The organism is Mizugakiibacter sediminis (genome assembly GCF_000953855.2).
Lineage (GTDB): Bacteria > Pseudomonadota > Gammaproteobacteria > Xanthomonadales > Rhodanobacteraceae > Mizugakiibacter > Mizugakiibacter sediminis.
Map to the genome: position 1 here is coordinate 21045 of NZ_DF970134.1, position 12499 is coordinate 33543.

Here is a 12499-nt window from a genome sequence, read left to right on the forward strand (position 1 = left end):
CGTAGCGTTTTCCAGTAGCGGCAGCGTGGCGGCGGCGCCCGGCGAAATCAAGCGCGCCGTTGGCCGCGTCACGGGGTTTCAATAGCATGCGCGCGATGGACGCGATCGACCCGCCGGATATCCGCGAACTGCTGCGCAAGACGCAGGTCTTCGCCCACCTCGACGATGCCCAGCTCGCCGCGCTGGAGGCCGAGCTGGTCTGGTTCAGCCTGCCTGGCGGGCAGACCCTGTTCGAGGCCGACCAGCCGCCGCAGGGCCTGTACGTGGTGCGCACCGGCAGCCTCGGCGTGTTCCATCCGCCGGTGGAGGGCGGGCCGCCGCGGCTGGCCGCGGTGCGCAGTCCGGGGCAGACGCTGGGCGAACTGGCGCTGATCACCGACCAGCCGCCCGGCGTCAGCCTGCGCGCGTTGCGCGACTCCGAACTGCTGTGGCTGTCGCGCGAAGGTTTCGACCGGCTGGTGCGCCGCCATCCGGAAGCGATGCTGGGCGCGGCGCGCATCGCCGTGCAGCAGGCGGCGATCCGCGCCACCGAGCGCGTCGCCAGCACGCCGCGCACCTTCGTCGTGCTGGCGTTCGACGGCCAGGTCGACGCCCGCGGCGTGGTCGCGCAGTTGCGCCACGCGCTGTTGCCCTACGGCGACTGCCTGGTGATCGACGCCGCGCTGGGCCACGGCCGCAGCAGCGAGTGGTACGCCGAGCGCGAGGCCGAATCGCACTTCGTGCTGTACCTCGCCGACGGCCCGGCGGAGTGGCGCCGGTTGTGCATCCGCCAGGCCGACGCCTTCCTGCTGCTGGTCAACGCCGGCCGCCGCGCCGAGCCCTGGCCCGAGGCCGGTCCGTTCGATCCGCGCCGCCCGCGCTTCCGCGCGCGCCACCTGCTGCTGCTGCATCCCGACGGCCGCATCCTGCCCGGCGCGGCACGGCGCTGGCTGGAGCAATTGCCGGCGGCGCGCCACCACCACGTGCGCGGCCCGGCCGACATCGCCCGCGTCGCGCGCCTGATCAGCGGGCGCAGCACCGGCCTGGTGCTGTCCGGCGGCGGCGCGCGCGGCTTCGCCCACATCGGCGTGGTGCGCGCGCTGCGCGAGGCCGGCATCGCCATCGACGCGGTCGGCGGCACCAGCATCGGCGCCATCATCGGCGCCGGCGTGGCCTGCGGCTGGGACGACGCGGCGATGCTGGCCAACTACCGCCGCGCCTTCGTCGAGGGCAAGCCGCTGCGCGACTGGACGCTGCCGTTCATCGCCCTCACCCGCGGCCGCCGCACCAGCCTGCTGCTGCGCGAGGCGTTCGGCGCGCACGACATCGAGGATCTGCCGATCCCGTTCTTCTGCCTGTCCGCCGACCTCACCGGCGGCCACGCGGTGATCCACCGCGACGGCCCGTTGTGGCTGTGGTTGCGCGCCTCCAGCGCCATTCCCGGCGTGCTGCCGCCGGTGCTGCACCGCGGCCATGTCTACGTCGACGGCGCGGTGATCAACAACCTGCCGGTGGACGTGCTGCGCGAGGACGGGCTCGGCGAGATCATCGCCGTCGACATCGGCGCCGACGACGTGCTGCGCGCCGACGTCGAGGAATGGGAATCGCCGCCGTGGTGGCGGCTGGCGATGCAGCGCTGGCGCCACCGCGACGCCCCGCGACGCCCCGGCCTGATCTCGCTGCTGCTGCGCGCCGGCATGGTCAACGCCGAGGCCGCCGGCGCCGGCCGCCGCGCCGCGGCCGACCTGCTGCTGCATCCGTCGCTCGGCAACGTGCAACTGCTCGACTGGCGCGGCTACGAGCGCATCGTCGAGGCCGGCTACGCCTACGCGCGCGACGCGCTGCCGAAGGCGGGCATCGTCTTCAGCGGGTGAGGAAGCGCACGATGCGTTCGGCCAGCCTGCCGTAGGGCGGTCGCATCAGCGCCATCGACGACCAGCGCGCCTGGCGGAACACCGGCTTCTGCTTGCTGAAGGCGAGGAAGCCGGCGTGGCCGTGGTAATGGCCCATGCCGGAAGGGCCGACGCCGCCGAACGGTAGCGATTCCTGCGCGAAGTGCAGCACGGTGTCGTTGAGGCAGACGCCGCCGGCGACGGTGCGCTCGAGCACGCGCTCGCTACGCGCGCGGTCATGGTCGAAGTGGTACAGCGCCAGCGGCCGCGGCTGCGCGTTGACGTAGGCGATCGCCTCGTCGAAGGCGGCGTAGGTGAGGATCGGCAGGATCGGGCCGAAGATCTCCTCCTGCATCACGCGCATGTCGTCGTTGACGCCGAGCAGCAGGGTCGGCGCGAACACGCGGCGCGCGGGATCGTGCGCGCCGTCGTCGGGCAGCGTGATCGCCTGCGCGCCCTTGGCGCGCGCGTCCTCGACCAGCGCGGCCAGCCGCGCGTACTGGTGGTCGCCGACGATCGAGCTGTAGTCGGGCGAGTCGCGCAGGCCGGGATAGCGCGTCGTCACGTAGGCGCGCAGCGCCTCGACGAAGGCGTCGCGCGCGCCTTCCGGCAGCAGCACGTAGTCGGGCGCGACGCAGGTCTGCCCGGCGTTGAGGAACTTGCCGGCGGCGATGCGCGCGGCGGCGGTGTCCAGCGGGTAATCCGGCGCGACGATCGCCGGCGACTTGCCGCCCAGCTCCAGCGTCACCGGCGTGAGATTGCCGGCGGCCTCGCGCATCACCTTGCGGCCGATCGCCGTGGAGCCGGTGAACAGCAGATGGTCGAACGGCAGCGCGGCGAACGCCGCCGCCGTCTCCGGGCCGCCCAGCACGGTGGTGACGCGCTCCGCGGGAAACACCGACGCCAGCAGTCCGCGCAGCAGCTCCGCCGTGCGCGGCGTGTGCTCGGACGGCTTCAGCATGACGTGGTTGCCGGCGCCGAGCGCGTCCACCAGCGGGATCAGCGCCAGGTTGACCGGATAGTTGGACGGCGCGATCACGCCGACCACGCCCAGCGGCTGGTAGCGGATCTCGCAGCGCGCCGGCCAGAACAGCCAGTCCGCCCACATGCGTTTCGGCCGCATCCAGCGGCGCAGGCGGCGGCGCACGTAGTCGATCTCGGCGAGCACGGTCATGCCGTCGCTCAACAGGCTCTCGTGGCGCGAGCGGCGGCCGAAGTCGGCGCTCATCGCCGCGGCGAACTCCTCCAGTCGCGCCTTGAACGCGGCGCGCAGGCGCGCCAGGTCGTCCATGCGCTGCGCGTAGTCCGGCGTGCGCGCGTGCCAGGCCTCGCGCTGGCGCGCCAGCAGCGCGCGCAGTTCGGCAGGGGTGACGGGGGTGTCCATGCGCGACGGCTCCGCGATCGTCGATACTAGGATGCTCCCCCGCCGGACCCGAAAGCGCAATGACCCCGATCCGACCGTACAAGGGCGTGTGGCCGCGCATCGCCGCGTCGGCCTACGTCGATCCCGCCGCCGTGGTGATCGGCGACGTCGAGCTGGGCGAGGACGCCTCGGTGTGGCCGGGCGCGGTGATCCGCGGCGACGTCAACGCCATCCGCATCGGTGCGCGCACCAGCGTGCAGGATGGCGCGATCCTGCACGTCACCCACGACGGCCCATACACGCCGGGCGGCCTGCCGCTGCTGATCGGCGCCGACGTCACCATCGGCCACGGCGCGATCCTGCACGCCTGCACCGTCGAGGACGCCTGCCTGATCGGCACGCGCGCCACGTTGCTGGACGGCGCGATCGTGCGCCGCCACGGCTTCGTCGGCGCCGGCGCGCTGCTGCCGCCGGGCAAGGAGGTCGGCACGGGCGAGCTGTGGCTGGGCAGCCCCGCGCGCTTCGCGCGCCGGCTGAGCGAACGCGAGATCGAGCAGCTGCACTATTCCGCGCAGCACTACGTGCGCGTCAAGAACGCGCACCTCGCCTTGGCGGGCTGAGCCGCGCGGCGCGGTTTCAGGCGGCGCCGGAGACGGGCGCCGCGCCCTCGTCCAGCGCCTCGCGCGCGCGCTGCTGCAGCGCCGCCCAGTGGCGCGCATGGGCATCGGCGTGCGGCGTGGTGCCGGCGATCTGCCGCAGCACCGCCGCGTAGCGCTCCAGCTTCCGCGTCGCGTCCGCCAGCGCCGCCTCGGCCTCGCCGGCGTCGACCACGCGCCGCTTGCGGTCGCGGCAGACGCCGATGCAGGGTTGCGGCGCCTCGATGCGGCCGCAGCCGATGCACTGCCAGATCTCGATCACTTCCATCGCGTTCACCGCATGCGCGGAGAGACCTTTGCAGTCTAGCGCCGTGCCCGGCGCGTGCGGCTGATGCGGGTCAAGCGGCGGCCGCGTTCAGGCGGGTTCCGCCGCCGCCGCGGCGCGACGCTGCGGCCAGCCGAAGGCGATGCCGGCCAGCGTCGCCAGGCCCAGCATCCAGCAGTAGTGCACGTGCCCGGCCAGCGCCAGCGGCGACAGCCCGGCGATCGAGCCGGCCAGCAGGATCTGCGCACCGTACGGCAGCACGCCCTGCAGCACGCAGGTGAAGGTGTCGAGCAGGCTGGCGCTGCGGCCGGGACGGATGCCGTGGCGTTCGGCGAGCTCCTTCGCCACCGGCCCGGTGATCAGCACGGCCACGGTGTTGTTGGCGGTGAACACGTCGGCCAGCGCGCCCAACGCGCCGATGCCGAGCTCGCCCGCGCGCCGCCCTTCGCGCCCGCGCGTCAGCCGCGCCACCGCCTGCGCCAGCCAGGCCAGCCCGCCCTGCTCGCGCATCAGCGCGCCGAGGCCGCCCACCAGCATCGACAGCAGGGTGATCTCGACCATGCTCTCGAAACCGGCGTAGATGTCGCCGGCCAGCGTCGCGAACGCGTAGCCCGGCTTCAGCGCCAGCCCCAGCGCGCCGGCCAGCGCGATGCCCAGCGCCAGCACCGCCAGCACGTCGACGCCGGCCACCGCCAGCGCCAGCACGACGAGATACGGCAGGGCGAGGGCGGCCGGCGCCGGCGCGGGCGCCGCGCCCGCGCCGCCCGCGTGCATCGCGGCGAGCAGCGCCAGCGTGGCCAGCGCGGCGGGCGCGGCGATCCACACGTTCTCGCGGAACTTGTCGCGCATCGCCGCGCCTTGCGTGCGCGTGGCGGCGATGGTGGTGTCGGAGATCACCGACAGGTTGTCGCCGAACATCGCGCCGCCGACCACGGTGCCCATCGCCAGCGCCACGTCGACGCCGGCGGCGCGCGCCAGGCCCAGCGCGATCGGCGCCACCGCGGCGATCGTGCCCATCGACGTGCCCATCGCCAGCGACACCAGCGCGGCGACCGCGAACAGGCCCGGCAGCACCAGCCCCGGCGGTATCACCGCCAGCCCGAGATACACCGCGGCATCGACGCCGCCGATCGCGCGGCTGACCCTGGCGAACGCGCCGGCCAGCAGGAAGATCAGGCACATCAGCATCACGTTCGGCTCGCCCATGCCGGCGAGCAGGGTGTCGGCCGGCGCGCGCCTGCCGCGCCGGCCGAACGCCAGCGCCAGCGCGATCGCCGGCAGGATCGCCACCGGCGCGCGCAGCTTGTAGAAGCCCATCGCTTCGCCGTGCAGGCTGAAGTACAGGCCGGCGCCGAAGAACAGCAGCAGGAACAGCGCGAGCGGCAGCAGGGCCCGCGCCGAAGGGCGATCGTGCATGGAGGCGGATCCGAGGGACGCGCCGTTTGTTGCGGCGCAACAAACGGCAGTCTAGCCGTTTGGATGGCTGAACGCAAAAGGCGGGGAGCAGGGAGACGGGAGATGAGGCGCGGCGGGCGCGCGTTGGCGCGGCGGCGGTTCAGGCGCCGCCCTGCGCGGCGGCGGGCGGTTCGGCGGGCGCGGCTTCGGCGCCCGGAGTGATCTTCAGGATCGAGTGGCGCAGCTCGCGGGTCAGGATCACGCGCGCCTCCTGCGCGACCGCGGCCAGTTCCGGCGCGAAGTCCAGCTTGCCGTCGGCGTCCGGCCAGATCACGCGGCGTTCGCGCAGCTTCTGGATGAAGCCGCGGAACAGGCTCTTGTCGAAGAACTCCGGCGCGGCCAGTTCGTGCAGCATGCCGAGGCGCTGCGCGGTCAGCGTGCAGACGTTCTCCAGCTCGGCGGCGCTGAGCGTGCGTGGCCCGTTCTTCACCAGCGCGGCGATGGCGATGTAGTAGCGTTCGAACGCCTGCAGCAGGCTGCGCGCGATGGTGCGCAATTGGTAGGCCGCGTCGCCTTGCCCCGGCCCGCGCTGGTAGACGCGGCCCTCGCCGCTCGATTCCAGCAGGCCGCGCTGGGCGAAGAAGTCCAGCGTGGCCTGGATGCGCGCGACGAAGCCGTCCTCGTCCCAGGGCAGGAACAATTCGGCCTGCAGGAACGGATAGACCAGGCGGCCGAGGCGCTGCACCGAGGCGCGCGCCATGCGCCGGTTGTTGAGGAAGCACGCCGCCACCCACGCCGCGGTGGCGAACAGGTGCAGCACGTTGTTGCGGAAGTAGCTGAGCAGCACCGCCTGGTCGCCCTCGGTGACCAGCACGTCGCCCAGCGGATGCGCGACGCGGCGGATCCAGCCCATGCGTTCGCCGTAGGCGACGATCTCGGCCGGCGACGCCGGCGTGATGGTGACGCGGTCGGAGTACGGCAGCTCTTCCAGCAGCGCCTTCGACAGCTCGAGCTGCGCCAGCAGGTCGGCTTCGGCGATGGCGTGCTTGGGCGTCGACAGCAGCACCAGCGCCAGCAGGTTGATCGGGTTGACGTCGGCGGCGCGGTTGACGTTGACCTGGATGCGCGCGGCCAGCGCGTCGATCACGCCGGGGAACCAGCCCTGGCGCGCGTCGATGTCCTCGCCGGCCTGGCGCCACTCGGGCGCCGCGGCGTCCAGCAGCGGCGTCAGGAACACCGGCTCGCCGAAGTTGATGGTGACGCGGCCGTAGCGTTGGCGCAGCAGCGTCCGCAGCCCGCGCAGCAGGCCGAGCAGCGACTCCTTCTCCTTCGGCTGCCCGGACAGCTCGCCGATGTAGCTCTTGCCCTCCATCAGCTTCTCGTAGCCGACGTACACGGGCTGGAACACCACCGGCCGGCGCGGCGTGCGCAGGAACGCGCGCACGGTCATCGCCAGCATGCCGCCGCGCGGCGCCAGCAGGCGGCCGGTGCGCGAGCGGCCGCCTTCGATGAAGTACTCCAGCGGCACGCCGCGCGCGACCAGCTGCGCCAGGTACTCGTTGAACACCACCGAGTACAGCGCGTTGCCCTTGAAGCTGCGGCGCAGGAAGAAGGCGCCGCCGCGGCGCAGGATCGGCCCGATCACCGGCAGGTTGAGGTTGACGCCGGCGGCGATGTGCGGCACCACGATGCCGCTCTGGTAGAGCTGGTAGCTCAGCAGCAGGTAGTCGGCGTGGCTGCGGTGGCAGGGCACGTAGACCACCTCGTGGCCGGGCGCGATCGCGCGCAGGCTGTCGAGGTGGTGCATGGCGATGCCGTCGTACAGCTTGTTCCAGAACCACGACAGCAGGAACGAGGCCGAACGCACCACCGGGTGCGAATAGTCGGCGGCGATCTCCAGCGCGAAGTCCTGCGCGCGCCGCCAGGCGCGCGCGTAGCTGATGCGCTCCTTGGCGGCGGTGGCGGCGATCGCCGCGCGCACCGGCTCGGCGTTCAGCACGGAATCGACGACGGTGCGCCGGTGCGACAGGTCGGGGCCGATCACCGCGGCGCGGATGCGGCGGAAGTGCGCGCGCAGCACGCGCGAGACCTTGCGCACCAGCCGCTCCGGGCGTTCGCCGCCGGCCTCGTCCAGCACCTGCCGCAGGCTGACCGGCGGCGAGAAATGCACGACGGTGTCGCGGCCGTTCAGCAGCAAGGCCAGCAGGCGGCGAAAGCGGCCGACCACCACCCAGTTCTCCGAGAACAGCACGCTGAACCAGCCCGACTGGCGGTTGGGCGCGCGCCCGACGTAGATCGCCACCGGCACCAGCTGCACGTCGCGGCCGGACTGCGCTTCCAGCGCGCGCATCAGCTGGCGCAGCGCCTCGCGCGGGTTGCGCTTGCGCGTGCGCCCCAGCAGCCAGCCGTCGCGGCGGCTCAGCGCGAACATCGCGCGGCGCTGCCGCAGCGGCAGGCCGCGGATCGGTGCCAAGGGACTGGGCAGGCCGGCCTCGCGGCAGGCGCGTTCGAGGATCAGCGCGTCGGACAGGCCGTGGCGCTCGATCACGTAGCACACCGGCACGTCGGGCTTCAGCAGCGCGGCGGGTTCGGCCGGATCGCGCTTCAGGCGCAGCCACGGCTCGAGCAGGCGCCCGAGCAGCGAGAACCACCACGGCGCGTGCGTGTCGGCGGCGTCGGGGCTCAGGTGCTGCTGCATGGTGTCCATGGGCCGGAGGCGGCCGGCGCGGCCGCCGTGCTCACTGCGCGGACGGTTCGCCGGCCGGCGCGTTCGCCGCGGCGGGCGGCGCGGCGCTCGCCGCGGTGGCGGTCTGCGCGGCGCGCGCCTTGACGCGCGCCTCCAGCGCATCGCGGTCGTACCAGCGGCCGTCGCGCTGCACCATCGTCGTCTCGCCGCTGATCGGCTTGCCGAACAGGGTGTAGGTCACCTTCAGGCGCGCGGTCTGGCCGTCGTTGGACAGCGTCTCCACCTTGGCCGAATCCAGCACCTGGTCGATGTCGAGGCCGTAGATGGCGGTCAGCCGCTTGAAGCCCTGCCAGGCCAGGCCGTACTTCTGCACGGCCTGCGCATAGGGCAGCGCGCGCGCCTGGTCGAGGCTCTTCAGATCGAGCCTGCGCGCCGTGTCGCAGATCACCGCGATCGCCTGCTGCGCCTTGGCCGGGTCGGTCCAGGCCACGCCCTGCGCCCATTGCGCCAGCGCCGCCAGCGCCTCCTTGGCCTGCGCCTTCTGCGCGGCGGTGAGGTCGGCGGACTGGTCGATCGCGGTGCCGAGCATGGTCTGGCCGATGCCGATCATGGTCGGCAACTGGTCCTTGTACTGCTGCTCGAACGCGGCCAGCTGCGGCTTGAGCTGGGCGAACAGCTGCTGCTCGGCGCCGGGCGCGGTCAACCGCTGCATGGTCGAGGCGAACTTGCGGCGGTCCTCGTCGGTGATGTCCGACACCGCGAGGTGTTCGCGCTCCCAGTCCGCCCGCTGCGCCTGGTATTCCTGCGGCGGCAGGGTCGCCTGGGCCAGGCCGTCGAAGTCGCCCGCCTTCAGCAGCCGCGTCGCGGTCAGCACCGCGCCCTCCGGCGTGCGCGTGTCGGCGGTCGGCGAGGCCGGCTGCTTGCCGCAGGCGGCCAGCAGCCCGGCCGCGACCAGGGCGACAAGCGCGAGGCGGAACAAGGCCTTAGGCATGATCGGATTCCATGGGAAAGTCGCGGGAGGTTAGGGGCTGCGGGAGGGCCAGGCAAGTGTGGGGCGCCCCGGACGTGTCGCAGCCGCCGGATCGGCCGACCATGTTCGCATGCCCCGGATTCAGGAGGCGTTAGCGGCGAGCGGGCAAGAAAAACCCGATGGCCGGACGACCATCGGGCTCAATCCGGACGCGCCGGAGGGAAATGACCGAACGGGCGCCATCGAGCCGGCGCAGGGATTCGGCGCCGGGAATGCTACTTGGAAAACAAACCTCCAGCAAGATCTCAGTTGATAATATTCAAGATACTGATTTTATTGACGTCAACTACTGCACGCGCAGCGCGGCGCGCTTGGCTGCCCGCCGCTGCGGCAGCGGCAACGCCCCGTCGTTGCCGAACAGCGCCGGCTCCCACGCGCCGTAGGTCGGATTGGGCAGCACGAACCAGCGCTGGCCGATCCAGTCGAGATAGGGCCGCACCGCGGCGGCGCGGCCGTTGGGGGTGTTGTCCAGCACGTCGAGGAAGTCGCCGAGCTGGTCGCCGAACTGCATCAGCACGCGGTAGCGCCGGGCGATCAGCCGGCGCCGGCAGCCCTTTTCCGAGCCGACCTGCTCGCAGCCGGGGACGAAGGTGCCGAGGCCGAGGAAGCGGTCGTCGCCGGCGACCGGAAAGCCGTCCTTGCGCAGGTTGGCCAGCGTGGCGGCGTTGAGATCCTGCGAACGGTTCGACAGGTAGAACACCGCGACGCCGTGCGCGGCGGCATGGCGGGTGAACTCCAGCGCGCCGGGCAGCGGCCGCGCGATGCCCTCCCTGCACCACTGCGCCCAGCTGTATTCGTCGAACTCCTTGCCGTCGCGGATCAGCCGCGCCTGGTAGGGCGAGTTGTCCAGCACGGTCTCGTCGATGTCGAGGATCACCGCCGGCGGCAGGCCGGCGTCGTCGTTGCCACGCTCGCCGCGGGGCAGCGCGTCCCAGGCCGGATCGGCCAGCGCGGCGGCGAGCTTCTCCTCGGCGTCGCGGTAGACCTCGCGGTAGACGAGGTCGTGCTCGACCGCGGTCTGCGCCCAGACGACGGCGTTGAGGTTGTCGTCGGCGGGCACCGCCGCGGACGGCGCCGGGGCGGGCGTCGGCTTCGACGGCGCCGCGGCGCAGCCGGCCAGCAGCACGCTCAACAGGAGGACGGAACGGCAACGGCGCATGGTGTGTGTGCTCCGGCGGGTCGCGGCGCGCGAGGATCGCGGAAGTTTACTGCAGCGCGTCGATCGCTCAGTCCGCCAGCAGCGCCGCGAGCCGCGCCAGGTGGCTGTCCGCGGTCTCCTTCTTCACCGCGGCGTCCGCCTGCGGATCGCGGCCTTCCCAGTGCAGATCGCCGGCCGGCAGCTCCTTGAGGAAGCGGCTGGGCTCGTTGGCCAGCACCTCGCCGTAGCGGCGCGCGCGCGCCGCCCAGCTCAGCACCAGGTGCTCCTTGGCGCGGGTGATGCCGACGTACATCAGGCGCCGCTCCTCCTCGAGGCGGCCCTCGTCCAGCGCGCCCTCGTGCGGCAGCGTGCCCTCCTCCAGGCCGACGATGAACACGCAGCGGAACTCCAGGCCCTTCGCCGCGTGCAGCGTCATCATGCGCACCGCGTTGCCGGGGTCGTCGCGGTCGGCGTGGGTCAGCAGGGCGAGCTGCGCGGCGAGGTCGCCGGCGCGCGCGCCGTCCTTTTGCATGGCGCGGAACCAGTCGGCCAGCTCGCGCAGGTTGCCCAGCCGGCGCTCGCGCGTCGCCGCGTCCGGCGCCTGCTGCGCCAGCGCCTCGGCGTAGCGCGTGCGTGCCAACACCGTCTCGACCAGTTCCGCCGCAGGCAGGCGCTCGGCCTCGCGGCGGAGTTCGTCCAGCAGCGCGACGAAACCGGCCAGCGCCGAGGCCGGCCGTGGCGCCAGCTGCTTCAGCGCGGCGTCGCTGCGCGCGGCCTCCAGCAGCGACAGATGCCGCGCACGCGCCAGTTCCGCCAGCTTCTCCAGCGAAGTCTGGCCGATCTCGCGCTTCGGCACGTTGACCACGCGCAGGAAGGCGGCGTCGTCGGCGGGGTTGGCGAGCAGGCGCAGATACGCCAGCACGTCCTTCACCTCGCCGCGGTCGAGGAAGGACAGCGCGCCGGTGAGGTGATACGGCACGCGCGCCAGGCGCAGCGCCTTCTCCAGCGCGCGCGCCTGGTGGTTGCCGCGGTAGAGGATCGCGAACTCGTGCCAGCGCGCCTTGAGCTTCTCGGCGAGGTGCACCAGTCCGGCGGCGACGCGCTCGGCCTCGTGCTCGCCGTCCCTGCACTCCAGCACGCGGATCGGCGGGCCTTCGGCGTGCTCGCTCCACAGCTTCTTCGCGTGCAGGTGCGCGTTGTGCGCGATCAGCGCGTTGGCCGCGCGCAGGATGCGCCTGGCGCAGCGGTAGTTCTGCTCGAGCTTGATCACGCGCAGCGCGGGCCAGTCGCGGCCGAGCTGGTCGAGGTTCTGCGGATTGGCGCCGCGCCAGGCGTAGATCGACTGGTCGTCGTCGCCCACCGCGGTGAACGCGCCGCGCTCGCCGGCCAGGAGCTTCAGCAGCGCGTACTGCGCGGTGTTGGTGTCCTGGTACTCGTCGACCAGCAGGTAGCGCAGGCGCTCGCGCCAGGCCGCGCGCGCCTCGGCGTCCTCGGAAAGGACCGCCACCGGCAGGCGGATCAGGTCGTCGAAGTCGACCGCGTTGAAGGTGGCGAGGCGCTGCTGGTACAGCGCGTACATCGCCGCGGCGTCCTGCTCGCCGGGCGAACGCGCGCGCGCCAGCGCCTGCTCGGGCGACAGGCCTTCGTTCTTCAGGCGGCCGATCAGGTGGCGCAGCGCGGCCAGCTCGTCCGGCTTGCGTGCCTTGACGGCGAGGTCCTTCAGGATCGCCTCGCCGTCGTCGGCGTCCAGCACCGAGAAGCCGCGGCGCAGCCCGGCGCGCGCGTGCTCGAGCTGCAGGAACTTCAGCCCGAGCGCATGGAAGGTGCACACGGTCAGCGCCTCGGCGGCTTCCGCCTTGACCAGTTTGGCGACGCGCTCGCGCATCTCGCGCGCGGCCTTGTTGGTGAAGGTGATCGCGGCGATCTTCGCCGGCGCCAGCCCGTGCCGCGCGATCAGGTGCGCGATCTTCTCGGTGATCACGCGGGTCTTGCCGGAGCCGGCGCCGGCCAGCACCAGCAGCGGGCCGTCGCAGTACTCGACGGCGGCGCGTTGTTGGGGGTTCAGCACGGGAGACGGGAAATGGGAAACCGGCCG

General features: G+C 72.8%; 9 protein-coding genes. 2 read left to right on the top strand and 7 right to left on the bottom strand.

The window, feature by feature from the left end; genetic code table 11:
- Positions 1–95 precede the first annotated feature (95 nt).
- On the top strand, positions 96–1853 hold the full coding sequence (locus MBSD_RS00355; protein ID WP_062533994.1) for a patatin-like phospholipase family protein: 1758 nt from the start codon (positions 96–98) through the stop codon (positions 1851–1853).
- On the opposite strand, the gene MBSD_RS00360 is transcribed toward MBSD_RS00355, so the two are convergent.
- Positions 1843–3255, bottom strand: a complete 1413-nt coding sequence (locus MBSD_RS00360) for a coniferyl aldehyde dehydrogenase (protein WP_062533996.1) — start codon at positions 3253–3255, stop codon at positions 1843–1845. The two genes, MBSD_RS00355 and MBSD_RS00360, sit on opposite strands and share 11 nt — an antisense overlap.
- Positions 3256–3314: 59 nt before the next feature.
- Here MBSD_RS00360 and MBSD_RS00365 point away from each other — a divergent pair, with 59 nt between their 5' ends.
- On the top strand, positions 3315–3854 hold the full coding sequence (locus MBSD_RS00365) for a gamma carbonic anhydrase family protein (RefSeq protein ID WP_062533998.1): 540 nt from the start codon (positions 3315–3317) through the stop codon (positions 3852–3854).
- A 16-nt stretch (positions 3855–3870) separates the two neighbouring features.
- Here MBSD_RS00365 and MBSD_RS00370 read toward each other — a convergent pair whose 3' ends face one another.
- The 6 genes from MBSD_RS00370 to MBSD_RS00395 form a co-directional block, all read right to left on the bottom strand.
- Positions 3871–4158, bottom strand: a complete 288-nt coding sequence (locus MBSD_RS00370) for a hypothetical protein (RefSeq protein ID WP_062533999.1) — start codon at positions 4156–4158, stop codon at positions 3871–3873.
- Positions 4159–4245: 87 nt separating this feature from the next.
- Complete coding sequence (locus MBSD_RS00375; protein WP_062534001.1) at positions 4246–5571, bottom strand: Na+/H+ antiporter NhaC family protein; 1326 nt, start codon at positions 5569–5571, stop codon at positions 4246–4248.
- Positions 5572–5710: 139 nt separating this feature from the next.
- Positions 5711–8248, bottom strand: coding sequence for a glycerol-3-phosphate 1-O-acyltransferase PlsB (gene plsB, locus MBSD_RS00380; RefSeq protein WP_062534003.1), 2538 nt, complete (start codon positions 8246–8248; stop codon positions 5711–5713).
- A gap of 40 nt (positions 8249–8288) precedes the next feature.
- Positions 8289–9227, bottom strand: a complete 939-nt coding sequence (locus MBSD_RS00385) for a hypothetical protein (RefSeq protein ID WP_062534004.1) — start codon at positions 9225–9227, stop codon at positions 8289–8291.
- A 325-nt stretch (positions 9228–9552) separates the two neighbouring features.
- Entirely contained in the window at positions 9553–10425 is an 873-nt protein-coding gene (locus MBSD_RS00390; protein ID WP_062534006.1) for a 5'-nucleotidase, lipoprotein e(P4) family, read from the bottom strand.
- A gap of 67 nt (positions 10426–10492) precedes the next feature.
- The gene (locus MBSD_RS00395; protein WP_062534008.1) at positions 10493–12472 is read right to left on the bottom strand and encodes a UvrD-helicase domain-containing protein; all 1980 of its coding nucleotides are present in this window, start codon (positions 12470–12472) and stop codon (positions 10493–10495) included.
- Positions 12473–12499 lie beyond the last annotated feature (27 nt).

Excerpts from the sequence above, each read along its gene's own strand:
- MBSD_RS00355 (WP_062533994.1), top strand. The coding sequence starts at position 96 with ATGGACGCGATCGACCCGCCGGATATCCGCGAACTGCTGCGCAAGACG.
- MBSD_RS00360 (WP_062533996.1), bottom strand. The coding sequence starts at position 3,255 with ATGGACACCCCCGTCACCCCTGCCGAACTGCGCGCGCTGCTGGCGCGC.
- MBSD_RS00365 (WP_062533998.1), top strand. The coding sequence starts at position 3,315 with ATGACCCCGATCCGACCGTACAAGGGCGTGTGGCCGCGCATCGCCGCG.
- MBSD_RS00370 (WP_062533999.1), bottom strand. The coding sequence starts at position 4,158 with ATGGAAGTGATCGAGATCTGGCAGTGCATCGGCTGCGGCCGCATCGAG.
- MBSD_RS00375 (WP_062534001.1), bottom strand. The coding sequence starts at position 5,571 with ATGCACGATCGCCCTTCGGCGCGGGCCCTGCTGCCGCTCGCGCTGTTC.
- plsB (WP_062534003.1), bottom strand. The coding sequence starts at position 8,248 with ATGCAGCAGCACCTGAGCCCCGACGCCGCCGACACGCACGCGCCGTGG.
- MBSD_RS00385 (WP_062534004.1), bottom strand. The coding sequence starts at position 9,227 with ATGCCTAAGGCCTTGTTCCGCCTCGCGCTTGTCGCCCTGGTCGCGGCC.
- MBSD_RS00390 (WP_062534006.1), bottom strand. The coding sequence starts at position 10,425 with ATGCGCCGTTGCCGTTCCGTCCTCCTGTTGAGCGTGCTGCTGGCCGGC.